The sequence below is a fragment of the Pelagimonas sp. genome, from assembly GCF_050633425.1.
In the GTDB taxonomy this organism is placed as follows: Bacteria; Pseudomonadota; Alphaproteobacteria; order Rhodobacterales; family Rhodobacteraceae; genus Pelagimonas.
In genome coordinates, this window is record NZ_JBOEGM010000012.1 from 169,238 (window position 1) to 194,063 (window position 24,826).

At 55.0% G+C, this 24,826-nt stretch carries 27 protein-coding genes and 1 pseudogene; 6 read left to right on the plus strand and 22 right to left on the minus strand.

Going from position 1 to position 24,826, the window contains the following annotated elements; translation table 11 throughout:
* Nucleotides 1-3 precede the first annotated feature (3 nt).
* Genes ACRBB0_RS09935 through ACRBB0_RS09955 form a run of 5 tightly spaced genes read right to left on the minus strand, consistent with a single transcriptional unit; the run spans nucleotide 4 to nucleotide 3,320 of the window.
* Nucleotides 4-867, minus strand: coding sequence for a polyprenyl synthetase family protein (locus ACRBB0_RS09935; protein WP_431374498.1), 864 nt, complete (start codon nucleotides 865-867; stop codon nucleotides 4-6).
* Nucleotides 868-913: 46 nt separating this feature from the next.
* Entirely contained in the window at nucleotides 914-1,156 is a 243-nt protein-coding gene (locus ACRBB0_RS09940; protein WP_431374280.1) for an exodeoxyribonuclease VII small subunit, read from the minus strand.
* Nucleotides 1,153-2,079, minus strand: a complete 927-nt coding sequence (locus tag ACRBB0_RS09945) for a histone deacetylase family protein (protein WP_431374281.1) — start codon at nucleotides 2,077-2,079, stop codon at nucleotides 1,153-1,155. The genes ACRBB0_RS09940 and ACRBB0_RS09945 overlap by 4 nt, the downstream gene beginning before the upstream one ends.
* Before the next feature lie 39 nt (nucleotides 2,080-2,118).
* Nucleotides 2,119-2,820: a response regulator gene (locus ACRBB0_RS09950; RefSeq protein ID WP_431374282.1), complete on the minus strand. Its 702-nt coding sequence runs from the start codon at nucleotides 2,818-2,820 to the stop codon at nucleotides 2,119-2,121.
* The gene (locus ACRBB0_RS09955) at nucleotides 2,817-3,320 is read right to left on the minus strand and encodes a MarR family winged helix-turn-helix transcriptional regulator (protein WP_431374283.1); all 504 of its coding nucleotides are present in this window, start codon (nucleotides 3,318-3,320) and stop codon (nucleotides 2,817-2,819) included. Before ACRBB0_RS09955 ends, ACRBB0_RS09950 begins: the two co-directional genes overlap by 4 nt.
* A 157-nt stretch (nucleotides 3,321-3,477) precedes the next feature.
* Here ACRBB0_RS09955 and ACRBB0_RS09960 point away from each other — a divergent pair, with 157 nt between their 5' ends.
* Complete coding sequence (locus ACRBB0_RS09960; RefSeq protein WP_431374284.1) at nucleotides 3,478-4,350, plus strand: branched-chain amino acid aminotransferase; 873 nt, start codon at nucleotides 3,478-3,480, stop codon at nucleotides 4,348-4,350.
* 63 nt (nucleotides 4,351-4,413) lie between these two features.
* Here ACRBB0_RS09960 and ACRBB0_RS09965 read toward each other — a convergent pair whose 3' ends face one another.
* The 8 genes and pseudogenes from ACRBB0_RS09965 to ribA form a co-directional block, all read right to left on the minus strand.
* On the minus strand, nucleotides 4,414-5,658 hold the full coding sequence (locus ACRBB0_RS09965) for a PAS domain-containing protein (protein ID WP_431374285.1): 1,245 nt from the start codon (nucleotides 5,656-5,658) through the stop codon (nucleotides 4,414-4,416).
* A 129-nt stretch (nucleotides 5,659-5,787) separates the two neighbouring features.
* A pseudogene (locus ACRBB0_RS09970) lies at nucleotides 5,788-6,633 on the minus strand (ABC transporter permease); the annotation flags it as partial.
* A 14-nt stretch (nucleotides 6,634-6,647) separates the two neighbouring features.
* A complete protein-coding gene (locus ACRBB0_RS09975) occupies nucleotides 6,648-7,919 on the minus strand; it encodes an ABC transporter permease (RefSeq protein ID WP_431374286.1) in 1,272 nt (423 codons plus the stop codon).
* A 2-nt stretch (nucleotides 7,920-7,921) separates the two neighbouring features.
* Nucleotides 7,922-8,215 (minus strand): DUF1330 domain-containing protein, encoded by a 294-nt coding sequence (locus ACRBB0_RS09980; protein WP_431374287.1) that lies wholly within the window; start codon nucleotides 8,213-8,215, stop codon nucleotides 7,922-7,924.
* 91 nt (nucleotides 8,216-8,306) lie between these two features.
* A complete protein-coding gene (locus ACRBB0_RS09985) occupies nucleotides 8,307-9,413 on the minus strand; it encodes an extracellular solute-binding protein (protein WP_431374288.1) in 1,107 nt (368 codons plus the stop codon).
* 107 nt (nucleotides 9,414-9,520) lie between these two features.
* Nucleotides 9,521-10,633 carry an ABC transporter ATP-binding protein gene (locus ACRBB0_RS09990; protein ID WP_431374289.1) on the minus strand — a complete coding sequence of 371 codons (1,113 nt, stop codon included), beginning with the start codon at nucleotides 10,631-10,633 and terminating at the stop codon, nucleotides 9,521-9,523.
* A gap of 225 nt (nucleotides 10,634-10,858) precedes the next feature.
* Nucleotides 10,859-11,365 (minus strand): L,D-transpeptidase family protein, encoded by a 507-nt coding sequence (locus ACRBB0_RS09995; protein ID WP_431374499.1) that lies wholly within the window; start codon nucleotides 11,363-11,365, stop codon nucleotides 10,859-10,861.
* A gap of 28 nt (nucleotides 11,366-11,393) precedes the next feature.
* On the minus strand, nucleotides 11,394-12,482 hold the full coding sequence (gene ribA, locus ACRBB0_RS10000) for a GTP cyclohydrolase II (RefSeq protein WP_431374290.1): 1,089 nt from the start codon (nucleotides 12,480-12,482) through the stop codon (nucleotides 11,394-11,396).
* Nucleotides 12,483-12,626: 144 nt separating this feature from the next.
* On the opposite strand from ribA, the gene ACRBB0_RS10005 reads away from it, so the two are divergent.
* Nucleotides 12,627-13,313 carry a response regulator transcription factor gene (locus ACRBB0_RS10005; RefSeq protein WP_431374291.1) on the plus strand — a complete coding sequence of 229 codons (687 nt, stop codon included), beginning with the start codon at nucleotides 12,627-12,629 and terminating at the stop codon, nucleotides 13,311-13,313.
* 363 nt (nucleotides 13,314-13,676) lie between these two features.
* Here the strand turns inward: ACRBB0_RS10005 and ACRBB0_RS10010 are convergent, their stop codons facing one another.
* The 4 genes from ACRBB0_RS10010 to ACRBB0_RS10025 form a co-directional block, all read right to left on the minus strand.
* Nucleotides 13,677-14,024, minus strand: coding sequence for a YigZ family protein (locus ACRBB0_RS10010; protein ID WP_431374292.1), 348 nt, complete (start codon nucleotides 14,022-14,024; stop codon nucleotides 13,677-13,679).
* Nucleotides 14,025-14,194: 170 nt separating this feature from the next.
* Nucleotides 14,195-14,707, minus strand: coding sequence for a helix-turn-helix transcriptional regulator (locus ACRBB0_RS10015; RefSeq protein WP_431374293.1), 513 nt, complete (start codon nucleotides 14,705-14,707; stop codon nucleotides 14,195-14,197).
* A 21-nt stretch (nucleotides 14,708-14,728) separates the two neighbouring features.
* Nucleotides 14,729-15,031: a PepSY domain-containing protein gene (locus ACRBB0_RS10020; protein ID WP_431374294.1), complete on the minus strand. Its 303-nt coding sequence runs from the start codon at nucleotides 15,029-15,031 to the stop codon at nucleotides 14,729-14,731.
* Between the two features lie 124 nt (nucleotides 15,032-15,155).
* Nucleotides 15,156-15,599 (minus strand): MarR family winged helix-turn-helix transcriptional regulator, encoded by a 444-nt coding sequence (locus tag ACRBB0_RS10025; RefSeq protein WP_431374295.1) that lies wholly within the window; start codon nucleotides 15,597-15,599, stop codon nucleotides 15,156-15,158.
* 99 nt (nucleotides 15,600-15,698) lie between these two features.
* Here ACRBB0_RS10025 and ACRBB0_RS10030 point away from each other — a divergent pair, with 99 nt between their 5' ends.
* Nucleotides 15,699-16,127: an organic hydroperoxide resistance protein gene (locus tag ACRBB0_RS10030; RefSeq protein WP_431374296.1), complete on the plus strand. Its 429-nt coding sequence runs from the start codon at nucleotides 15,699-15,701 to the stop codon at nucleotides 16,125-16,127.
* Between the two features lie 66 nt (nucleotides 16,128-16,193).
* On the opposite strand, the gene pnp is transcribed toward ACRBB0_RS10030, so the two are convergent.
* Nucleotides 16,194-18,341 carry a polyribonucleotide nucleotidyltransferase gene (gene pnp / locus ACRBB0_RS10035; protein WP_431374297.1) on the minus strand — a complete coding sequence of 716 codons (2,148 nt, stop codon included), beginning with the start codon at nucleotides 18,339-18,341 and terminating at the stop codon, nucleotides 16,194-16,196.
* A gap of 224 nt (nucleotides 18,342-18,565) precedes the next feature.
* On the opposite strand from pnp, the gene ACRBB0_RS10040 reads away from it, so the two are divergent.
* Nucleotides 18,566-18,793 (plus strand): N-(5'-phosphoribosyl)anthranilate isomerase, encoded by a 228-nt coding sequence (locus ACRBB0_RS10040; protein ID WP_431374298.1) that lies wholly within the window; start codon nucleotides 18,566-18,568, stop codon nucleotides 18,791-18,793.
* Nucleotides 18,794-19,005: 212 nt separating this feature from the next.
* Nucleotides 19,006-20,253 carry a cation:proton antiporter gene (locus ACRBB0_RS10045; protein ID WP_431374299.1) on the plus strand — a complete coding sequence of 416 codons (1,248 nt, stop codon included), beginning with the start codon at nucleotides 19,006-19,008 and terminating at the stop codon, nucleotides 20,251-20,253.
* An 89-nt stretch (nucleotides 20,254-20,342) separates the two neighbouring features.
* Here the strand turns inward: ACRBB0_RS10045 and ACRBB0_RS10050 are convergent, their stop codons facing one another.
* From ACRBB0_RS10050 to ACRBB0_RS10060, 3 genes are all read right to left on the minus strand, one after another.
* Entirely contained in the window at nucleotides 20,343-20,663 is a 321-nt protein-coding gene (locus tag ACRBB0_RS10050; protein WP_431374300.1) for a hypothetical protein, read from the minus strand.
* Nucleotides 20,664-21,026, minus strand: a complete 363-nt coding sequence (locus ACRBB0_RS10055; RefSeq protein WP_431374301.1) for a hypothetical protein — start codon at nucleotides 21,024-21,026, stop codon at nucleotides 20,664-20,666.
* Nucleotides 21,027-21,227: 201 nt separating this feature from the next.
* Entirely contained in the window at nucleotides 21,228-21,884 is a 657-nt protein-coding gene (locus ACRBB0_RS10060; protein WP_431374302.1) for a response regulator transcription factor, read from the minus strand.
* 117 nt (nucleotides 21,885-22,001) lie between these two features.
* On the opposite strand from ACRBB0_RS10060, the gene ACRBB0_RS10065 reads away from it, so the two are divergent.
* Nucleotides 22,002-23,870 (plus strand): MFS domain-containing histidine kinase, encoded by a 1,869-nt coding sequence (locus ACRBB0_RS10065; RefSeq protein ID WP_431374303.1) that lies wholly within the window; start codon nucleotides 22,002-22,004, stop codon nucleotides 23,868-23,870.
* A gap of 7 nt (nucleotides 23,871-23,877) precedes the next feature.
* Here ACRBB0_RS10065 and ACRBB0_RS10070 read toward each other — a convergent pair whose 3' ends face one another.
* Nucleotides 23,878-24,780: a hypothetical protein gene (locus ACRBB0_RS10070; protein WP_431374304.1), complete on the minus strand. Its 903-nt coding sequence runs from the start codon at nucleotides 24,778-24,780 to the stop codon at nucleotides 23,878-23,880.
* Nucleotides 24,781-24,826 lie beyond the last annotated feature (46 nt).

A 24,826-nucleotide genomic window follows, 5' to 3' on the forward strand; every position in this document is an offset into this window, starting at 1 on the left:
CGGTTAGCTACGGCGGGAAATAACGAAACGAGCGGCCTCTCGCAAGCAATCGCCATTATCACCGTAAACAGATAGCGCATCACAGGCTTGGGTCACCAGCTCAGAAGCGCGGCGTTTCGCCCCGTCGAGACCAAGGTGCGAGACAAACGTGGCCTTACCGCGCCCCGCATCTTTACCCACGGCCTTGCCCATTTCGGCGGCATCCCCTTCGACATCCAAAACGTCGTCCCAGATTTGAAAGGCAAGGCCAAGGCAGTCGCCATAGATATCAAGCTGATGCCCGGCATCGCCTGCCATAGTCGGACCAACTTTGCAGGACCATTTGAGCAAAGCCCCGGTCTTTCCGGCCTGCAACTGCGTGATCTGGTCCAAAGACAAAGGTGTTTCAGCGGTTTCGGCCAAGATGTCCATTTCCTGACCGCCAACCATGCCACGGATGCCAGCCGCAACAGCTAATTGCTGCGACAAGATCAGCCGGTTTTCTGCTGAGGCTTGAACATGAAACACCAACTGAAACGCCAAAGCCTGCAATGCGTCACCCGCCAAAACAGCGGTGCTTTCGTTCCACTTTTTGTGCACAGTTGGTTTGCCACGGCGCAGATCGTCATCATCCATGCAAGGCATGTCATCATGGATCAACGAATAAGCATGCAACGCTTCGATCGCGCCAGCAGCCGGTGCCGCATCATAGCGATCAAAACCAAACAGGCGAGCGCTCTCAATAGACAAAAACGCCCGAAGCCCTTTGCCCCCATCCACCGCATAGCGCATTGCATCCGCGATTGGGCTATCCAGCCCAGACAGATGAAACAAAATCTGACCTTGGGCATATTCCGACGCATGGGCCAAAGCCTCAGGAAACGGCATGATGCCCTTGTCAGGGGTGCGGGTCACGGTGAAACTCTGCACTGAATCAGGACGCGTCTAGCGGCTTCAACCCCGCCGGGTTGCCATCACCATCCAGTGTGATCGCGGCAACTTTTTCTTCGGCTTCTTTGAGCTTCGCCTCGCAATGGGCGCGCAATTTGGCCCCGCGATCATAGAGGTTGATTGACGCCTCAAGCGCCACATCGCCGCGCTCTAATTGGCCAACCACCTGTTCCAACTCGGCCATGGCCTGTTCAAATGTCATCTCTGCAATCGCGTCGTCGCTCATGCGCCTGCCTCCATCAATGCCTCAACATGCGCCTTAGTTGACGCAGCGAGGGCCTGCAAATCATACCCACCCTCAAGAGTCGATACCACGCGGCCCTGTGCAGTTTCTTCGGCGATTTTGCACAGCTCTTGCGTAAGACGGCGGAAATCTTCGGTTGACCAGTTCAACTGCGCCAAGGGATCGTCCTGATGGGCGTCAAACCCGGCGGAAATGATCACGAGCTCAGGCGCAAATTCGCGCAATTTTGGAAAAACCTTAGCCTCATAGGCGGTCCACATTTCGGCCCCCGTGCTTTCAGGCGGCAGAGGGACATTTACGATTTGACCGTGTTTGCCACGTTCATTGCGATCCCCAGTGCCCGGCCAAAGTGGCATCTGTTGGCTGGTGATCAGCAAGGCGCGCTCTTCATCCCACAGCAAATCCTGTGTGCCATTGCCGTGATGCACGTCGAAATCAACAACCGCCACACGAGACAGACCATGATGATCCAACGCATATTTCGCCGCCAACGCCGCGTTGCCAAATAGGCAAAAACCCATCGGGGTCTGCTTTTCCGCGTGATGACCCGGCGGGCGAATTGCGCAAAATGCATTTTGCACCTCGCTGCCCAGCACCATATCCACCGCTTTGATCACCGCCCCCGCAGCGCGAAACGCAGCATTGACCGAGCCCGGTGACAGCCAGGTATCGGCATCCAATTGGGCGTGCCCGGCGACTGGTTGTGCAGCCTTTAATCGATCCAAATGAGATTGCGGATGAACCCGCAGCACATCAGCATCCAAAGCCAAAGGCGCAGCAACCCGTTGAACATCCAACCCCGCCAACGCGTGCAAAACATGTTCCAACCGGGCCACCTGCTCTGGGTGCCCGTCGGGTGTGACATGATCCAAACAATCGGCATGCGTGATCAATGCGGTCGTCATAGAGGCCCCCTGGGGTTTGGTCGTGGAAATGGCATAGCGTTAGTCAGGTGCCAGCATATAGCCAGCGCCCCGAACCGTCTGAAGGTAACGCGGCTGTTTCGGGTCCGCTTCAAGTTTGCGTCGCAACCGGGTGATCTGAACGTCAACCGCGCGTTCTTGAGCCTGCCCTTTGTCACGCCCAAGGTCTTCGACCAAATTAGCGCGGCTTACCGGCTCACCGGGGCGAGCCGAAAATATCCGCATCAACTGGCTCTCTGTTGCGGTCAGGCGAATAAGGTCTTCACCACGCCACATTTCGCCGCGTTCAATATCATATCGAATATCACCCAAAGTCAGAAGCTTGGGCGCGGCGTCATCCGAGGCCGGTTCAGGCATCCGACGCAAAATCGCATTGATCCTTAACAGCAATTCTTTGGGTTCAAACGGCTTGGCCAGATAGTCATCCGCGCCGGCTTCCAGCCCTTTAATTCGGTCTTCTGTCTCAGCCCGCGCCGTCAAAAGCAAAATCGGGGTGCCCGACGTTTCACGAATGCCGCGTGTCAGGCTGACCCCGTCCTCGCCCGGCATCATGACGTCCAACACGATCAAATCGAAATCAAGCCCTGCCAAAATGCGCCTAGCATGGGCGGCATCACGGGCTGCGCTGACCAAAAAGCCATTTCTAATCAGAAACTTCTGCAAAAGTGTGCGTATACGTTCATCGTCGTCGACGATCAACAAATGCGCGTCTAGTTCGCTCATGATCGGCCCTCCCTCAGACGTTGATACTGCCTGCGCATCTCAGGGTCCATCATCGACTCTAGCACTTTTCGAAAGCCCGCAACCGCTTCTGGCCCGGCTTGCTTATAGGCGGCACGCATCCGAGCGCGTTGTGCATCCGACAATTGTCGCTCCAATGCATTTCCCTCTTCTGTCAAATGCAAATGCCGCTCGCGCCGGTCGTTACGACCCACTTTGCTTTCGACCAGACCATCATCAATCATCGTGCGCAACACACGGTTCAGCGATTGTTTGGTTACGCCCAAAGTGTTGAGAAGGTTATTTACCGTGGTTCCCGGTGCCGCATGAATGAAATGCAACGCTCGGTGATGGGCGCGCCCATAGCTTAACCCTGCCAAAATGCGGTCAGGGTCTGCGGTAAACCCGCGATAAGCAAAGAACATCGCCTCTGCCCCCTGCCGCAATTGTTCATCTGTCAAGAAGAGAAGAGTCTCGCCACTGCTGCTATTGGGATCTGCCATTTTGGGCCTCTTTCGCTCTGTTTAGAGGCATTTTAAGTCAGCCTTGTTGACATTCCAAGAAGGAACTGTTAGCGAATCCCAGATTTTGCGCAACTTTATGTCCGAACTGGACCGAATGCACGCAACATTCTTAAATTTGAGCGCTAGGAGACACAAAATGGCTGATGGAGCATATGACGACCGCGATGGTAAAATCTGGCTGGATGGCGAGATGGTGGACTGGCGCGCTGCCAATGTGCATGTCCTGACGCACGGGCTGCACTATGCCAGTTCAGTGTTCGAAGGTGAACGCGCTTACAACGGAAAGATTTTCCTTTCGCGTGAACATTCGGAACGTCTGCATTTTTCCGCCGGTGAGCTGGACTTTGAGATTCCTTTCTCAGTCGATGAGATTGAAACGGCCAAGGCCGAAGTCTTGAAAGCAAACAGTTTGACCAACGCCTATGTACGTGCCGTTGCTTGGCGAGGTGCCGGGGAAGATATGGGTGTCGCGTCAGCACGCAATCCTGTCCGTCTGGCAATCGCGGCATGGGAATGGGGCAATTACTATGGTGATGCCAAGTTTAAAGGTGCCAAGCTGGACATCGCGAAGTGGAAGCGGCCGAGCCCAGACACCATTCCGGTTCACGCAAAAGCGGCTGGACTGTACATGATTTGCACCATCTCAAAACACGAGGCAGAGGCAAAGGGGTGCTCAGACGCTCTGTTCATGGATTACCGCGGATATGTTGCCGAAGCGACGGGAGCGAACATCTTCTTTGTCAAGGACGGTGAAGTTCACACGCCAAAGGCCGATGTTTTTCTCAACGGGTTGACCCGCCAAACTGTTATCAAAATGCTCGAAGAGAAGCAGGTAAAGGTGCATCAACGACACATTATGCCCGACGAACTGGATAGCTTTGAACAGTGCTGGCTGACCGGCACCGCTGCCGAGGTTACCCCTGTTGGTCAAATTGGCGAGTTCACTTTTGACGTTGGTGACCTGACCAAAGACATTGTCGATAGTTACGAAAAACTGGTCCGTAGCTGAACTGCTTATGAAATGCAAAGGGCGGGAGATTTCCCGCCCTTTTGTTTTGCCTGCATGCTCCGATTAGATCAGAGAGCGCAACATTGATGTGTTGCCTTGAATAACAGAATTCAGTTCAACAATGCGGGCCAAGCGCTGTTCGATTTCGTTCTGACAGTCATCCAACTGGTCAACAATACCTGACAGGGCCGTTCCAGAATTCGAGAGGGAGGCGCTTTCGATTTTGCACATCATCCGTGTTGAGCTAAGCCCGGTTACGTATCGCTTCATATCCAAGACACTGCGCCCAAACCGCTTGGCCTCATTTTCGACACTGCTCAACGCTTCCGCCGTCTGTTCAAGGTACTTCTCACGCAGCTTATCAAGCACTTTTGTTTCGGCTTCTCGGTCGATTTCTTCGGGAAAGTCATTCACGTTGTTGCGAAGAAGTTCGATCATCTCTTGCTCAAGAGCCATCGCAAAGCCAAGGAATTGCCCCTGCAAAATCGCGTCCCGGATGCGGGCAAAAACACAGGCATCCCCATCAACAAATGTCGAAACCCAGGTCGACATCTCTTCTAACATTTGACTGTAGTTTACCGAAATAGCGCTGATCGGTCCCCCAGCGTTTTCCAAGCGTGACGCGATAATTCGCATATTCATCGGAACGGTTCGAATGGCCTTGAAGGCTTCGGTCATCTCAGTCGTTTCGGTTTCAACCTGCGCAATCGCCCGTGACATGTCCAAAAAACGCTTTTGCAGTTGATCAATGGGCCGGCCCAAACTACGTGCGCGCATTTCAAACTCAGTGGCAATTGCCGCGGCTTGAAATGACGGATAAGTGCCAAGCCCGCGCTCGTTGAGTTTTTCCAATAGCAAATCGGCACTGGCTTGAGGGGACATTCCCTTTTCTTCTTCTGCCAGCATCTCTTGATAAATTTCGGTAACCGTCTGGAGCATATCCGAGCTTGGCTTGATCCGTGTCGAAATGTACCCGCCTTCGATCGGTGACATCAAAGCCAAGACCCAGTAAAAACGGCCGTCTTTACGCTTGTTTTTCACATAAGCGGCAACGGTGTTTCCGGCCTTTAGTTGTTCCCAAGCCAAATAGAAGAGGCCTTTGGGCATATCTGGATGGCGAACAATCTTGTGCGGGGCACTGCGGAGCTCATCCCATTCAAATCCTGCCACTCTCAGGAAGACGGAGTTGCCTGCTTCGATAACCCCACGGTCATCCGTCCGAGAATAGAATAACTCAGACAATTGGAATTGCGCCTCAGACGTCGTGGCCTTGGCCTCGGCAGCAAATTGTGGGTTCAGTTCTGTCATTGCAGGTTCCTCAGACACCGGGTTTCCCAGAACAATCGTCGCCAAGCCTTTCGAAAAAATGAAAACCGCAGCCCTGACTTCAGGACTGCGGCACATAAATTGTCGAAAATTGGATCGAAACCCCGTTATTTAGCCTGGACTCATGCCCCGTAACCGTTCTGAGCGGCGTCGTAAGAGTTCGACCGTTGTTAGCAAACAGATTGAAATCGCGACCAAAATCGTCGCCACAGCAAGAATTGTTGGGCTGATTTGCTCACGCAGTCCAATGAACATCTGCCACGGTAGGGTTTGTTGTTTTGCCGAGCCAACAAAAATCACCACAACCACTTCGTCAAAGGACGTAATAAAGGCGAACAAGCCACCTGAAATCACGCCGGGCAGAATCAAAGGCATTTGCACTCTGAAGAACGTGGTGACCGGGTCAGCGCCCATGTTGGCCGCGGCCCTTGTGAGCGAACGATCAAAGCCGACCAAAGTCGCCGTCACAGTGATAATCACAAAAGGAATACCCAAAGCGGCATGCGCTAGAACCACGCCAAAATAGGTCCCCTGAAGACCAATCCGGCTGTAGAAGAAATACATCCCAGCGGCGGAAATGATCAGTGGAACGATCATAGGTGAGATCAAAATCGCCATAATCGCACGCCGAAACGGAACATGCGGCTGGCTTAGACCGATCGCAGCCAAGGTGCCGAATCCAACCGACAAGATTGTCGCCATCGGTGCAATTTTCAGCGAGTTCCACAGCGCCGTTTGCCAATCCTCAGAGCCAAAGAAATCACGATAGTGTTTCAGGCTGAACCCCTCAGGATCAAGTCGGAGCATTTCCGGCGTGAATGTGAAGAAGTCCTGAGAGTTGAAGCTCAGAGGCATCACAATGATGATCGGTGTGATCAGGAAGGCAAAGATCAGCCCGCAAATCACCCGAAACGTATAGTACCAAACGCGCTGGGGCATCGTGGCATAAGGAGGAATTCCGCTCATATCTATTATCCCAGTTTCACGTTGTCGATGCCGACGATTTTGTCATAGGCCCAGTAGAGTAACAAAACGACCGCCAAGAGGATCGCGCCAAGTGCAGCCGCAAGGCCCCAGTTCAGCGAGGTCGAAATGTGGAAGGCGATCCGGTTGGAGATGAATGTCCCCTTGGTCCCGCCGACCAATGCCGGGGTGATGTAGTAACCAATCGCCAAGATGAAGACGAGGATCGACCCCGCGCCAATGCCCGGCACAGATTGCGGGAAATACACCCGCCAGAAGGCCGTCCAGTTCGTCGCACCGAGCGATTTAGCCGCACGTAGGTAGCTTGGGGGAATGGTCTGCATCACAGAATACATCGGCAGGATCATAAAGGGCAGCAAGATATGGGTCATAGCGACCACTGTCCCGAACTGGTTGTTGATCATCACAAGCCTGTTTTCATCGGCCACGAGACCTATCCAGACTAGGACATCGTTAATAACCCCCTGCTGTTGCAGCATGACTTTCCAAGCCGAAGTTCGCACCAAAAGCGATGTCCAGAATGGCAAAAGTACCAAGATCATCAGAAGGTTGGCTTTGCGCGCGGGTAAGTTGGCCAAAAGCCATGCAACCGGATAGCCCAACATGATGCAGCTCAGAGTGATCATCAGCGACATTTTCATCGTCCGGCCGAACAAAACCGCATAAATCTGTTCGTTTTCCGGGCGCATCTCAGCGCCATCCGGGCCGACGCGCATATCGACAGCGTTCAGGTAATAGCCTGCTGTGACAGGCGGCGAATAGGTTTGAATCGTGCGCCAGACCTGTGGATCTCCCCAGCCCTTGTGCATCTCCAAAAGCGTTTCTTTCCACGGGCCGTCGTTTTCTAGATCCCACTTCTTGGCCTTACGGCCAGCTTTGCGAAACAGCGACGAAACGCCAGGATTTTCGTAGTTCAGCCGGGTGCCGACGCGTGTGTGCGTCTTGGCTTTGGCAGCCTCTTGCAGGTCTGCAGCCATCGCGGCGTAAACCGCTTCATCCGGCAATTCACCGCCATCAGCATCCCAATCCGCCAGCGCGACCACCGTCCGTGGCAACGTTTCAGAAACGATGCTGTTTTCGACCGAGCGATACAGCATGTCGGCCACGGGAAGAATAAAGGTCAACAATACAAAGAGCAGCAGCGGAGCAATAAGCATCAACGCGCGCATCTTTTGGCGGCGCAACGCGCGGGCCAGTGATTTTTTCAGGGGAGTGCCGTCTGCTGCAAGCATCGGGCCAGAGTTGGATGTATCGCTCATGTTTATGCGCCCTCAACTACGTATATCAGGCTATCCGCTGTGCGACGACGAATGTCGGCAACTTGCTGATAATCCGGATCGTTATATGCCTCTAACGCTTTGGCATAGCTTTCGAATTCAATGACGACGTGGCGCTGTGTTGCTGGTGCGTCGCCTTCAACAGTCTGCGATTGCCCGCCCCGGACAACGAACTTCGCCCCAAAGCCTTCAAGGATTGGCGTGTCTTTGACGACATATTCCTGGTAGGCGTCCGGTTCTTTCACGGTGATATGGGCGATGATGTAGCCTTTGGGCATGCGATGCCTCCGTCTGGTCACTCACCCGGCAGCGCACCGCCGGGTGAAAGGATGTAAGGTGGGGTTCTACCCCACCACCCGAAATCGGGAATTACTTAGCCAGCCACGCCTGGAACTTCGCGTCCAGATCGTCACGGTTGTCTGCCCACCATTCGTAGTCATAGATGTGCACGTTCGACGCATTGGCTGGGTCGGTTGGCATATGTGGTGCCATTTCGATGCCCAATTCAGCGTGTTTACCAACCAGTGGTGCCGACGACTTACGCGCAGGACCGTAGGAGATGTACTTGGCCTGATCCGCAAGACGCTGAGTGTCGGTGGCGAACTTGAGGAAGTCCATCACGCGCGCTTTACGATCTGCTGGCAGGTTGGCAGGAACGATCCAGCCATCAAGGTCAAAGGACTGCATGTCCCAGAGCATACCAATCGGCTGGTTCTGCTCGGCGATTGCCGAGAACAGGCGACCGTTGAAGGTCGACCCCATGACAACTTCGCCATCCGCCAGAAGCTGAGGCGTTTCCGCGCCAGCGGTCCACCAAACAACCTGATCCTTGATGGTGTCGAGCTTGGCCAGGGCCTTGTCTACACCTTCAGGCGTGCCGAGCGTGTCATAGATGGCCGATTTTTCGACGCCATCACAGTACAGAGCCCATTCCATGTTGTCGATTGGGCGCTTCTGCAGAGCACGTTTGCCTGGATACGCGTCCATGTCGAAGATCGCGCAGATGTCGGTTGGGGCGTTGTCGCCAACCATGTCTGTACGATAGCCGAATGTGGTCGAGTAAACGATCTGAGGCGCAAAGCAATCGGAAACCAGCAGGTCGCCGAAGTCTTCAGACGCCGGTGTGCCATCGGGTGCGGCTGCCAGATCGGTGTCTGCGTCCAGCTCAACGGCCAGACCTTCGTCGCACAGGCGCATGGAGTCAGACGCTACGACGTCAACCAGATCCCAGGTTACGTTGCCGGTTTCGTCCATGGCGCGCAGCTTGGCGACCGCTTCGCCCGAGCTTTCGTCCCATGTGACTTTCAGGCCGGGGTTCGCGGCGAGGTATGGCTGAACATAGGCTTTGTCTTGGCTGGCTTGGTAAGAACCGCCCCAAGACACGAGTGTCATTTCCATTGCCATATCTTCAGCAACAACTGCGCCAGCAGTCACGGTCAAAGCCGTCGTTGCCAAAAGTGTTTTGGTGAGTTTCATTGGTTACTCCCTTAGTTACCCGTTTGATGAGTGGGGATCAGAGCACGGGCAGCTGGTCCAACCCCTCTACAAGACCCCGCGCCGCGAAGGGCACGAGGCTATTCCGCTTAGATGACGTCCGTCGCGTCGAGCGCGCGGCAGTCTTCTGGCAACCAGCCGATATCGATCATGGTGCCGGGTTCAAGCTTGTCCTGGTCAGGGGCGTTACGTGTCTTAATGATGAAATCATCATTCCCGGCCACCCGAAGGCGGGTGCGGAAAATGTCGCCCATGTAAATGAACTCAAGCACTTCTGCCTTGAGCGTATGTGCGCCCTCTTGCAGACGGTCTTTGTTGATTTCAACGCGCTCAGGGCGGATCGACACGCGGGTTTTCTCGCCCACGGTAGTCACGTTAACCGGCGTCGCATCAAGCATTTCGCCATCTTGCAAACGCACCACACAGGTATCGCCCTTGATCTCGGTCACAACGCCTTCAAGGGTGTTATTTTCACCGATGAACTGGGCGACAAAGCTGTTTTCAGGCTTTTCATAAAGCAGATCTGGTGGGGCAAGCTGTTGGATGCGGCCATCGTTGAACACGGCAACCCGATCCGACATCGTCAGCGCTTCGGTTTGGTCGTGTGTCACGTAAACCGTTGTAATTCCAAGTTCATGCGCAAGATGCGTGATCTCAAACTGCATCTTTTCCCGAAGCTGTTTGTCAAGCGCGCCCAGCGGCTCGTCCATCAACACAAGCTCGGGTTCGAACACCAGCGCGCGCGCCAAAGCGACACGCTGCTGCTGACCACCAGACAATTGCGCAGGACGGCGGCCGCCAAAGGCCCCCATCTCAACCATATCCAAAGCGCGTTTGATTTTCGCTTCACGATCGGATTTGCCCATCTTGCGAACTTCAAGCGGAAAGCTGAGGTTCTCGGCAATCGTCATGTGCGGGAAAAGCGCATAGTTTTGGAAAACCATGCCGATGCCGCGCTTGTGTGGTGGAATATTGTTGATGCTGATACCATCCAAAAGGATGTCACCATGGGTTGCGGTCTCGAACCCGGCGAGCATCATCAGACAAGTGGTTTTTCCAGAGCCAGATGGCCCAAGCATCGTCAGAAATTCGCCCTTGGGCATCGAGAGGTTTAAGTCTTTGACGACGAGCACTTCCCCGTCATAGCTCTTTTGCACGCGTTCAAATGCGACAAACGCGTCGCTGTTTCCCGAATCGGCCAAAGGCACACTCCCTATATATCCGCAGATTTTCTCTGCTGTCTTAGGGACAAACTAAACCCTGTCCGGGCAAGTGTTGCAACCAATTCAATGGAAAATGCCCGGACAAAAGGCGATTACAGGTCATGCGCGCAGATTTGCGGCACTTCACAGCCTATTTCGCCACATCACAGCGGCAAAACAGAACAAAATCCCAAATCCGAATCTCTCAGATCGAGTCAGATAGCGTTAACAAGCTGATCCGTTAGCCAAATTTTTAGGCACCACCAACGAAGTCCCCGGTGTTGCCTTGCGCGCGATCTGCTCTAAATGATCGGGGCGAAAAGCGATGCAACCTTCGGTCCCATAGCCTGGCCGACGCCAGCGATGCAAAAATATTGCCGATCCGCGCCCAGGCTCAGCATGGGGCCAATTCCAATCGGTCAACATAATCAGATCATATAAAGGGTCCGCTCGGCGCAAAGTTTCGTGGCTGGGCGTGTAAGGCGCGCGGACCAATTGATTATAGGCCGCATCCTGAACGTCATCTGACCACAGATCACCGGGACGAATGGGCAAAGCCCATGGGGCTGGCCGCGCCATACGGTCTGGCCGATACAACAGGCCAACAATACGATGTGTGCCGACGGGCGTGGCACCGTCGCCTTCGCGCTTGGCCATCGCAATTCCGCCCTTGCCGATGGAGCATGGCCACATCCGCCCTCGAAAGCGCAAACCTTGCCGTGTCAAAACCATTTTGGTCATGTCAGCCCCTCTCAGACCCTCAGAGCAAATGGCCGGATTTCGCGGCCTTCACTGCCAGATACTTCTCATTCTCAGGCGTCTCGCCGACTTTCAAGGGCACGCGCTCCGTTACGGAGACACCGCAGCGCTCCATCATCGCGATTTTCTTGGGGTTGTTGGTGAGCAAGCGCACCTCTTCAAACCCCATCTTCTGCAATATCTGGGCCCCGAGACGGAAATCGCGCTCGTCATCTTCGAACCCAAGTCGGTGATTGGCTTCGACCGTGTCAAACCCCTGATCCTGTAGGGCATAGGCGCGCATTTTGTTGGCAAGGCCAATCCCGCGCCCTTCTTGATTGAGATAGAGCAAGACCCCTGCCCCTTGGGCCCCCATCGCCGCCAAGGCCGCGTTAAGCTGCGGACCGCAATCGCATTTCAATGATCCCAACACATCGCCCGTGAAACAGGCGGAATGCAGGCGCGCCAGCACAGGTTTGGACCGATCAGGGCGACCGATTTCAACGGCGTAATGTTCCTCGCCACCATCTTCGGGTCGGAAAATATGCAATCGCCCGGCGTGGGCGGCCTGAAGCGGAACCCGCGCCGCAACGACATTATTGAGCGTCGCCAATTCAATCATATGCGGCGACGCGGCCTCGCCCGGTATCAGCGTCAGGTTCTCACGCGCCGACAGCGCCAGCGCCTCTTGAGTGTTTTGCACCAACACCGCAGGCAAAAGCCGCGCAGATTTCACCAAGGTGATCGCCAAACGCTGTAAATCGCAGCTGCCATCCCGCCGGGTTTGCAATGGCCCTTTCATCGGGACCCGCAGATCATCCGCCGGATCTGCCAGCGCCTGAACCCATTCCAGCGCTGCGCCGGCAGGCAAAATCACCCGCGCCACATCGCCATCATAGGCGCGCGCCTTGAGCGTTTCGGCCCGCCGCCCGGTCAGAACCAAATCGACGTCGCCTTGCGATTGCAACAGGTCAAAACGCGCGTCACCGGCGGTTTCAGCGGCCATGACAATCAGCGCCTGACCATATCCGGTCAAAACGACAGGCACACCCACGCGCAAATCGGCCCGCGCACGTGCCAAAATATCATTTAGCTCTGGTCCAAGCCCCAAGGCCCTGTCTCCTTGTAACAATTCGGGCCAAATCCTGAAACATTCACGCAGATCAGACACGAGCGCGTGAAGTGGTTGCAGCATTCCTTGCCGAGATGCCAAAATGATCACATCTGCCTCAAAAGGCAACACGGGAGCCCGTAAATGGCACAGCTAAAAAACATCCTTTTGGTCGACGATGATGACGATCTGCGCGAAGCCTTGGCCGAGCAGTTGATTATGACCGAGGATTTTGAAGTCTTTGAAGCCGACAATGGCACGAATGCCATGATGCGGGCCAAAGAACAGGTGTACGATCTGGTCATTCTGGATGTGGGCTTGCCCGACACTGATGGCCGAGAACTGTGCCGCTTGATGCGCAAACAAGGTGTCAAAGCGCCGATTTTGATGCTGACCGGACATGACACGGATGCCGATACCATTTTGGGTCTCGATGCCGGGGCCAATGACTATGTGACCAAACCATTCAAGTTCCCGGTCCTCTTGGCCCGCATCCGCGCCCAGCTTCGCCAACATGAACAGTCAGAGGACGCCGTGTTTACCGTCGGGCCGTATACCTTCAAACCGTCGATGAAGCTTTTGGTCACCGACGAAGATCGCAAGATTCGGTTGACGGAAAAAGAAACCAACATCCTCAAATTTCTCTATCGCTCAAGCGAAGGCGTGGTTCCTCGCGATACGCTGCTGCATGAAGTTTGGGGGTACAACGCCGGTGTCACCACCCACACGCTGGAAACCCACATCTACCGCTTGCGCCAAAAGATTGAGCTCGATCCCTCGAACGCCCGGTTGCTGGTCACCGAATCCGGGGGCTATCGTTTAGTAGCCTAATGTTAACACTTTTGACCTAACGTTAACCTAGTTGACCCAGATCAAAGCGGTGTGTGCAGTACATCTTTAGATAGGTCAGCATGAGTTCCCGTTGCATGTGCGGGTTACCACATGCACCTCCCTGTTGGACTAAGCCGGGCCTCGTGCCCGGCCTTTTTTTGTCTAAATGGGTAAGGGCTTCGCGCCTTTTGGTATGCTAAGGTGCGACACCGCTATGGCTTTGGCGTCTGCGTTTCTCGTCAGAACATCGCAACACGCACGTCTCATTAGGATCATCACAGTCCGAGCTGCACTCTTGAACACACCCGAACCAAACCGATCAAGCCTGCAATTACATGACAAAGGCGCGGACAGTGTCCCATCCTATGTATCGCTCAGGTATATGCGCACGGCGTCCTGAACATGGCGAAACCTGTCGCCGCCCAAATGTTTGCCGCCATACCAACGCGTCACCACGATGATGTGGTTGCGCAGATCTTCGCGTTCCAGCATTCGCAATATCACCATGCCAGCGCCGCTTTCACCATCATCGTTCTTGAGCGGGGCAATGTCTGTCAGGCAGGCCCAGGTGTTATGCGTCGCCTTGGCGAACTTCTTGCGACGTTTCAGCTCTTTGAGAAAGGCTTTGGCATCCGCCTCGTTTTGGCAAGGCCCGCCCGAGACAGCATACCGCGACCCGCGATCCGAAATGATGTTTTCAAGGACTTTCATCCTGATGTGGGTAATCGTGCAAAGCCCATCAAACAAGATCAAAACGATTTGGGGGCTTTGGCATCTCCAACCAAAGCCCCCGCGGCGCATCCCGTGAGTGTGCAAAAGGAACCGCAACCGATAGGCCCATTTGACATGTTAAAATTATATCTTCAGGGGTAAATGAAGCGTTAACTTCCCCCCTGGCTATCCGTCAGGATAGGGTCGGCCATCAACTCTTCGATGAACAGGCTTAGAAGTTGCAGGTGACCGCTAACGCCCGCCTTACGATACACGGCTGCGGATTGCGCTTTGATGGTCCCGTCTTTCGAACCCCGCAGCGCCGCCATATCAGCAACTGACAATCCCTTGATCGCCAACCGTGCAACATCTTCTTCGGACGGGGTTAACCCCCATTGCGCAAAATGTTCTTGCAAAACCGTCTCAAACGCGCCCGATGCGACCGCAACTTGCTGTTGAAGGCGCGCGTGACTGGCCATCACATGCCGCAATGCCATCGCTGTTACCCCCAAACCAACCGCAAGTCCCGCCGAAACCGCGTATTCAACGGCTTGTGCAAAGGGGCCATCCTGCACCGATTGCCCCCCTACAGCATCCGTCATTGCGTCGAAAACAAAGAAGGCGGTACAGGCGGCTTGAAACAGCAGCAGGGCCCAAAGCGTCACCGGGGAACGCAGCATCATGCGCTCCCCCAATCAACTGGTTTAGCTGTCGTCTTCGTCGTCGTCACCATCATCATCATCGTCGAGCTCCAGCGCAATCACAGCCCCGGTGGCCGGGTCCAATTCCGCTTCATACTCGGCACCATCAAGGATGTATTCAACCTCGATTTCACCATCGTCCAACTCAGTTTCGGTGACCTGCGCGCCTTGCGCCTCTAACCAGGCGCGGATGACCGCCTCTTGAGTGCCGACCTGATCTCCCAGTTGAAGCTGAGCATAGGCCAGCACGGGAACCGAGGCGATCATGGCGGACAGGCCGGCCAGTTTGAATGTTTCGAAAGTCATATAGGGTACTCCTGTTTGCAGTGATTTTCTGTGCCATCGCGGTTTTGCGATGAGTGGCATATGAGGCCCGGCTCAACATTCGCCATGTGCAAAAGGATTGAAAATCAGCGCATTGTACCAAGGTTTACGACTGATCTTTTGGGCTGCCCCTCAGGTTTTCCCGCAACCGAACGATTTGATCGCGCAATTGCGTGGCTTGGTCTTGGTCGAGATCGGTTTGTGCGAAAAAGCACTGGGCAACCTGCTTGGCCGCCGCCTGCATCTCGCGCCCGGCCTGTGTCAAACAAATGCGCACCACACGTTCATCCGTGGCACTGCGCTGCCGGGTCACTAACCCTTTGCTCTCCAGGCGCTTCAAAAGCGGTGTGAGCGTATTGGTTTCCAACATGACCTGCCGCCCCAATTGACCAACCGTCACATCGTCTTGGGACCAAAGGGCCATCAAGACAATGTATTGCGGATAGGTAAGCTTAAGCGGAGCCAACAAAGGCTTGTAAGCCTGCTGCATCGCCTGCGCCGACGAATACAAGGCAAAACAGATCATTTCCTGGGGGGAGAGGTTTTCCATAGCCTCAAAATAAATCGCGCGCGATATGATCGCAACCCTGTTGACTCAATTCCTCAAGTTGCTACTTATATCGCACGCGATATATTCAGGGGCGATACTATGACTGTAGATACAAAGTACTGGACAGATGCCTATGCCACCGGCGGTGGGCGCAATGGGCTGGCAGGGTTGGGAGACGGGGCGTTGACCGCCACGATGGCCTCTCCGGTTGAACTGGGCGGATCGGGCAAAGGTCGCAACCCCGAGGAATTCTTTGCCTTGGGCTATGCCGCTTGTTTTCTGGGCGCGATGCGTTTCGCGGCACAAAATGAGAAGCTTGGCGAGGTACCGGATGACACCAAAGTCACCGCACATGTCGGTGTTGGCCCGCGTAGCGACGGTGGGTTTGGCATTCAGGTGAAGCTAGAGGTCGCCATGCCGGGTGTTGAGGCCGCGATAGCGCAGACCATTGTGGATCGGGGCCACTTTATTTGCCCATATTCCAATGCGACCAAGGGCAATATCGACATCGAAACCACACTGGTTTGATGTGATCCATCTGACGAAAAAGGGCTCCCATCAGGGAGCCCTTTGACTATTAGAAAAGCGACAGAATTACTCTGCGTCGTCTTTCTGTTTCTTAGGCTCAGGAGCCTGCTCTTCGCCAGTGGCCTGATCAACCATTTTCATGGCCAAACGGACTTTGCCGCGATCGTCAAAGCCCAAAAGCTTAACGAAGACTTCCTGACCTTCTTTCAACACATCCGAAGGATGGTTCAGGCGGCGGTTTTCGATCTGAGACACGTGGACCAGGCCGTCACGCTTGCCAAAGAAGTTCACAAATGCGCCGAAGTCGACGATTTTGACAACTTTACCTTTGTAGATTGCACCTTCTTCTGGCTCAGCGACGATCGAGTGGATCATCTCATAGGCCTTCTTGATGCTCTCGCCGTCAGGCGATGCGATCTTGATGATGCCGTCATCGTTGATGTCAACTTTGGCACCCGACACTTCGACGATCTCACGGATCACTTTACCGCCTGACCCGATCACTTCACGGATCTTGTCGGTTGGAACCTGCATGGTTTCAATGCGTGGCGCGTGAACCGAGAACGAGCCCGCTTCGGTCAATGCATTGGCCATTTCGCCCAAGATGTGCAAACGACCCGCTTTGGCCTGAGCCAAGGCTTTGGACATGATTTCAGGTGTGATACCCGCAACCTTGATGTCCATCTGCAGTGATGTGATGCCGTTTTCGGTACCGGCCACTTTGAAGTCCATGTCGCCGAGGTGATCTTCGTCACCCAGGATGTCAGACAGGATCGCGTAATCGCCATCGTCTTCCAGAACCAGACCCATCGCAACACCAGCAACCGGCGCTTTGAGCGGAACACCCGCGTCCATCATGGACAGCGAGCCACCACAAACTGACGCCATCGAAGACGAGCCGTTGGATTCTGTGATCTCAGACACCAAGCGGATGGTGTAGGGGAAGTCGGTTGCCGCAGGCAGAACCGCCTGAAGCGCGCGCCAAGCCAGCTTGCCGTGGCCAATTTCGCGGCGGCCGGGGCCAGACACGCGGCCAACTTCACCAACCGAATAGGGAGGGAAGTTATAATGCAGCAGGAAGTTGGATTTGAAGTTGCCATGCAGCGCGTCGATGAACTGTTCGTCGTCACCGGTGCCCAGCGTGGTCACAACCAAACCCTGTGTTTCACCACGGGTGAAAAGAGCCGACCCATGGGTCCGTGGCAGCAAGCCAGTTTCCGATACAATCGGACGGATTTGATCCAACGCACGACCATCAATACGACGACCGTTTTTGACAACGTCACCGCGCAGCACAACCGATTCCAGCTTTTTCATCGCCGAACCGAGGTTCGCGTCTTCTAGCTGTTCTTCGGTCAGACCGGCAAGAATAGCGTCTTTGGCGGCGGACACAGCCGCAACACGCTCTTGCTTGTCAGTGTTGGCATAAGCGGCGCGCATGCCTTCTTCGCCAGCGGCTTTGACAACTTCGTAAAGCTCTGAATAGTCAGGCGCTTCGAATTCAAATGGCTCTTTGGCGCAGTCTTCGGCCAGATCAACGATCAGGTCGATAACCGGCTGGATCTGCTCGTGGGCGAAAACAACAGCCCCCAGCATCTCTTCTTCGGTCAGCTCATAGGCTTCGGATTCAACCATCATCACGGCGTCTTTGGTACCGGCGACAACAAGGTCAAGACGCTGCTCAGGGTTGTTGCGCAGCTGATCCATATCTTCGACTGTTGGGTTCAGAACGTATTCGCCCTCTTCGAAACCAACACGGGCACACGCGATTGGGCCACGGAATGGCGCGCCAGAGATGGTCAGAGCCGCAGAGGCCGCGATCATCGCAACAACGTCAGGGTCGTTAACAAGGTCGTGGCTCAGAACGGTACACATCACCAAAACTTCGTTTTTGAAGCCAGGGACAAACAGCGGGCGGATCGGACGGTCGATCAAACGGGCTGTCAGTGTTTCTTTTTCGGTCGGACGCGCTTCGCGCTTAAAAAAACCGCCAGGGATTTTACCGGCGGCATAGTATTTCTCTTGGTAGTGCACGGTCAGAGGAAAGAAATCCTGACCCGGCTTTTGTTTGCGAGCAAAAGTTACGTTCGCCATAACGCTGGTTTCACCCAGAGTTGCGATCACGGAACCATCCGCTTGACGGGCAACCTTGCCCGTTTCCAGTGTGAGCGTTTCTTCGCCCCACTGCATGCTCTTCTTCGTTTCTTTGAACATCATCGTATCCTAATTGGGAGCACTGCCGACCCCTGCCGGGGCTCCCGTTTTGCATGACGGCCCCATTGCCGCCGACCCCTTTTCATCTTACGTCACTGCGCGGGGGCCTGCGCGCTGCGTTCCAGATGTGGCTGCGCCATACAGGTTTTCAATGGGTTTGGGAAGGGAATAACGTCCATCGGTTGTTAGCCTGATCTTAACCCTGTTTGGCGTTTTCTCATCCGATGCAAGCCCGCGACCAGAGCCTTTCCCCTGACTGGATTGATCAGGTATTTTCCGCCAGAGCAGTGTCCAAGGGCGGTGTCGTGCGCCGTTCCGTGCTCTGGGTCGAGAACGAAATCGGCCGTGCCCGGTTTATCCAAGAAGTCGATGCGCGCGGATTTCACCTTTTGGAATGTGGCGGGCAATTCATTGTTGTCTGCAACAACGGTCCCATTCGTAAACTCGTCTAGACCTACTCTGGTAGAACCACGACTGAGGTCAGCGCTGATCGAATTTTCGCCGAAAATTCGCCGCCACAATGAGGAAGTACACCCGAACCTGCGAACAAACCTGAACATGGGCCTGAACATGGGCCAGAGCATGAGCTTGAGACCAAATTTCCCCTGCCAATACCTGCTGGGCGTGGTAACAGGCATTGGAAACTCAGATTTTCGGGACCGCTATGAATATTTTGCAGATTGCCTCTTTGCTAATTGTGCTCGCTGGTGTTTTCGGCACCGTCAACTACCTCTTTTTAAAACTGCCATCCGCGATTGGTATTTTGGTCGTCGCTTTGCTAGCTTCCATGGCCACCATGGGCTTTGATCTGGTCTTTCCCGGATGGGGAATTTCAGATCAAGTGCGAAGCGTTGTCCTGGGCATCGATTTCTCAGACGCCCTGTTGGAAGGCATGCTGGGGTTGCTGCTTTTTGCCGGGGCCTTGCACGTCAAGCTCTCCGATTTGAAAGCAGTGTGGCCGACAGTATTGTTGATGGCTACAATCGGTGTTGGCCTGTCCACTGCCATTGTTGGCTTTGGCTTTAGCTGGCTCACAGGCGCGCCCATTTTGATCGCCCTGGTTTTTGGCTCCTTGATCACTCCCACCGACCCCGTGGCCGTACTTGGCGTCCTCAAGGAAGCCAATATGCGCAAATCTTTGGAAACTCAGATTGCGGGCGAAAGCCTGTTCAATGACGGCGTCGCCTATGTCGTCTTCCTCGTTCTGGTTGGCCTGGCCTTTCCCGGCGATGCGCATCACGCCAGCGGAGCAAGCGCAGTGGTTTCGCTCTTCCTGCAAGAAGCGGTCGGAGGCGCGGTTTTGGGCATTGGTCTTGGTTGGCTGGTGTTTCGCATCATGCGCCTTGTTGATGATTATTCACTCGAAGTCCTGCTGACGCTAGGCTTGGCATTTGGCGGGTACGAACTGGCGATTTGGCTGCATGTCTCGGCCCCCATCGCGGCGGTTTGCGCAGGTTTGTTGATTGGCGACATCGGTGCCAAGCACGGCATGTCAGGCGAAACCCGCGAATATGTTGATAAATTTTGGGTACTGATTGACGAAATCCTGAACGCGGTTTTGTTCCTTTTGATCGGGATCGAGGTCTTCGCTGTCCAACTGGAACAAAGCTTCTTGCTCACCGGAGTTATGTCGATTGCCTTGGCATTGGTCGGGCGTTTGGCCGCGGTGGCGGTGCCCGTGCTGATGCTCAAGCCTTTCCGCACCTTTGGACCTGGTGTTATCCAGATCATGACATGGGGCGGTCTCAAGGGCGGTATTTCGGTTGCCTTGGCCTTGTCTCTCCCCGACAGCGAATGGAAGCCGCTAATCCTCACCACGACCTATGTGATTGTCGTCTTCTCGATTATCGTACAGGGTCTGACAGTTGCAAAATTGGCCAACAAAGTCGGGCGTGAACCCGACTTGGTCTAAGCCCAAAGCCGCGCAACTGCGCAGATCAACAAGAGCCCCTGTTTGCCAGCGATCAGACCTTCGCTGGCAATCCACCTCCAGCCCGGCGTTTATTGGGATCGATAATCCGTATCTGCGCTGCGCAACTCTTCGGGCGACGCGCGGCCATCTTTGTTTATATCAACGATGCCAAAGGCAAACCTATAAGCCCCAAACGTCCGAATGGTCATCGCAGTGGGTTGCCCCGCCTTCGCCATCGCTTTGACGAAAACGCGAAATTCAGGCAAGGTGAGCACCCCATCGCGATTGCCATCGGCCCGCACGAATGCGTTGATTTCCATGTCCGTAGCAGAGAACACCTGTGCGCGGGCGGCCACGACCGGCAGCGCACATAAGGCTGCGAAAAGTACAAAAGAAATATGTTTTGTCATTCATTGGCCTGACGTAATTGGAGCTGACGTAATTGGAGCGAACACTGTTGGGGCTGGGTCTTCAATCGGTGCCTCTTGGGCCCAGCGCAGGTAATAAACCTCCCCCAGTTTACCGCGCAAATCCACCGTGGCCAGCACGGAGATTGCGAAATCTCCTGTTGCGTCTTGGGACCAAAATACCAGCTTTTGCCGCATTGGGGCCAAGAATAGACACTCTGACATTCCACTGTCGACAACAACCGTTGGCGGGCCATTGGTGTGATTGCTTATGCCTTTGACCCAACGGCTTTTGACCGGATTTTGCAGACAAAGCTTGACGGTTTTGGCGGTGGTATATCCAGGTAGATGTGGCGCAAAACGCATATCTATCTGATCTCCATGAGCGCTGTGAAAAGACACCATGTCCCGGACCTGAGCCGCGCTGATTTGTGGTAATGCGCATATAACACAGGCCACCATAAGCCATCTGACGTTGAGCACGACGCGCTCCTTGTTTACCGAGTTTGGCAATCAAAGTAGGCAAACCTGTCGTCGAACGGCATGGGGTCGATCCCCCATTTTATGTCACAACTCAGACGCGGGATCCACCAAACCTTCGCGCAACGCATAGGCCATAAGTTGCGGCACCGAATGGACCCCAAGCTTTTGCATCATGCTGGTGCGGTGTTTGTCGACGGTCTTGGCGCTGATCCCCAAAATCTCGGCGATATCCTTGTTCGCATGGCCTGCCAGGATCATGTTCAACACTTGCCGTTCTCGTCCAGTCAGCTGGGGCGCAGCAGCTGTGTCTTTTAACGCATCGACGAAACGCTCTGCGATGTGGCGCTGGCCCCGCAGGATACCAGGTAAACGCCGGTAAAGCTCTGAATTGTCGTCACCTTTGGAAAACAGACCGTCAACGCCGCTCTCGATCAGCGCGCCGATCATGCCTTTGGCCGTCACGCCGGTTAACACGACAATCTTGGTGTTCGGGCTCCAACGTCTGACCTCAACCACGACCTCAACGCCACCGGCCAGCGGCATCTGAACATCAAGCAAGAGCAGGTCTGGCTTATGCTGTCGGGCCAAGGCAATCGCTTCCAGACCGTTTTCAGCCTCGCCCATGACATCAATGCCATCGGGTTCAATCTGGCCCGGGGTTTCTAGCGCCGAGCGCAAACCACTGCGCACTATTGCATGATCGTCCGCGACAACGGCATAGTATTTTCCACGCTCTTTCATTCAAGCAATTCCCCAAAAGGTCCTGCCAAAATGTGCCATGCCCATCGGTTGATACCCAGAGTTTTGGTAGGGATCGCGGTGATTTTTCTGTGGTGCGGGACCGTGCAGGCACAGTTGGTGACACTCGAACCCGGCCACACCGCAACGGATATGGTGCCAGAATTGCGGTATTGGGCGTCGCTTGACCCCGAAGTGAGCACAGCCATCACTGCCTTTCGCGACGGTCATTTTCGGCGGGAATGGCAGACAGTTTCCTATAGCACGCGCCATTCACCAGAGACCTGGACAGCGGTGGAAATCATAAATCAAAGCCCCGATGATGGTCGCGCTGGTGATCGGTTTGTTGTGACGATGGATGCCCCACTTGTCAGCGGAGTCAGGATATTTCTGGTCCGCCAAGGCGGGTTGACCGAGAACCTCACCGATTACTCGATCTTTGCGCCCTTTGATCCGGTGGATCACATCGTAACCCGTCTGCGCACCCCTGACTTTGTCCTAAAACCGGGGGAACAGGTCACTCTTCTCGCGCATGTCCAAACCGGACCGTTCCCCAGTTTCGGCATGGACATCCACAGCCCTGAACATCTGGCCCAAGCCTCGTTTCGGTGGGGTGTCCTGCTGACCGGATTTTATGCATTTGCGCTAAGCTGTCTGGTGTTTTTCTTTGGCTTTCAGGCCGCGATGCGCAGCGCAGTTGGCGTCTGGAACGCCGTGCTTTTTGCGGTTTTTCTGGCGGTTTTGGCGTTTGTGGATGGGTTGTTGTTTCGCACTCTTTATCCCCAACATCCCCAATATGCCTCTGCTATCGGGTTTGGCCTGCTCTTCGCCATGTCGGGGGCGGGGTTTTTGGTCGCCGGGGCCGGCATTGCCCGACTTGCCCCTCAATTGGCGCGTCGGGTGTCTGGATTGGCGCTCCTGTCCTTGGCCGGGTTTTGCCTCGCAATTTGGGTGCCGGGGCCAATTGTGGCCGTGTCGTCATACCTGTTGATCGGGCTGATGTTGGTCGCAAATGTCGTCTCTGCGCGCGGGTTTGCCCAAGACACCGTCGCCCCTCCGGTCGGTGCGATTTGGGTGTCGGGCCTGGCGGTTTTGGGGGCGATGATCGTCATCGGTTTGATGCTCAGCGGGCTTGGCGGGCGTTGGCTTGATGCGCCGAGCGCCATGCGGGTCGTGTTCGCCGCTTTGTTGCTGGCGACAATGACCTTTCTTAGCGCAAACGTCGTCGCCCTGCGCAGACGGCACCTAAGCGCGGTTGAGGCGCGGGTGGTGGCACTAGAAGCCGAAGCCCAGCGCGCCAATGAGCTTTTGGAATCGGAACGCAATTACGCCCAGGCGCGCGACTTGGCCGCCCAGCGTCAACGGCAACTGGCCACCGCCTCCCATGATTTGCGCCAACCGCTGATGTCGTTGCGCATGACCTTTGACAGTCTGGCCAAGGAGATGCAGCCCGAGGTGAAAACTCGGCTGAATGACGCGTTTGACTATTTGGGGGCCTTGGCCACGGGCTATGTGGACGACAGCGTGCCTGAGAGCGAGATGGAGACAGAGCCCGAGCAGCAAGAGAGTGAGCCCTACCCCTTGTCGGTGCCCCTCGGGACAGTCTTGCAAATGTTCGAAGGGGAGGCACAGGCAAAGGGGGTATCTCTTCGTGTGGTGACATGTGACGCCCTGACCACCGCCCCCCCTCTGGCGTTGATGCGGATCGTCACCAATCTGGTGTCCAACGCCATCAAATACACAGAGACAGGCGGCGTCTTGGTGGGGGTCCGCCATGGAAAACGGCTGCGAATTTGTGTGCTCGACACCGGCCCCGGCATGAGCGCAGAGGATATCGCGCAGTTTCGTCAGGCCTATTCCAAAGGCGGCTCGTCGCAGGGGCATGGTCTCGGGCTGGCGGTCTGTTTCGACCTCGCCCGAGAAAACAACATGGATCTCGAAGTCACGAGTGTCCGCGGCAAAGGCAGTTGTTTTTCCCTAACGCTTTAACGCCCCCCTAGGGGCAGTTGCTTTGGGAGACGCGGGTTTCACCGCGATAACACAGGTTCGCGGCCCCCAAGGCTGTCACCGCCCAAACATCGCCGCGCTGTTCCATCAACACCCGAAACGCGCGCCCTTCAACCGAGTCATCCGCCCAGCCCCGACTTAGGATCGTGGCCGACACCTTGGTTCCTAGCTGATGCATCGCAATCTCAATCCGAGCCCGCCCTTCTTCTCCGGCTTGTGTGTTGGGGAAATCCAAATCCAAATGCTCTGCGATCTCTCTTGGATCCTTGAGAGTGAGAGCAGGCGTATCAAGCGGCGCGAACCCCTCTAGTTCATAGTCTGCCCCCAACTGCTCAAGCAGCGATGCGCCTGCACTCTGGTCGGCGGGGTCCTGAGGTGGCCAAAGCCAGATGCGCTCTTCTGTTTCGATATCAACATATGCATCCAAGAGTTCGGGGCCAGCATGATTGATCTGATAACTATGGGAAATTTGACCGTCTGCGATGCCCGGCGCAATCCGTTGGCGTGTCGAAATCACCCGAAAACCCGCGTGAATTTCGGGCGAGGTCACCAAAGGCGTCGCAAATATACGCCCCCGATGAACGCGATAGGGTTTGCCACCGGTTTTTGTGTCTGGCTCTAGGGTAAATTCATGGGTTGGAAAGAACAGCGGGGTCAAATCGCCGTCGACCTCATAGACCATAACATAAACCAAATCGGCAAAGGTAGCGCGACAGCTGATTTGATGCAATTGCCCCTCGCCAAAGCTTTGACTTATGATGTCAGCCTTATCGCTGCATTCACTCGGGGCAATGGCTGAACGCAAAACCCTAAGCGCGTCGTCTTCGGCCGCCTGGGCTGCAACACCGGTCATTCCAGCCAGAACGACCAAGGATAAAGGGATCAAATTCATGAGACAGGTCCTTGAATAAAAGGTTAGGTAAAGGATCGGATGACAG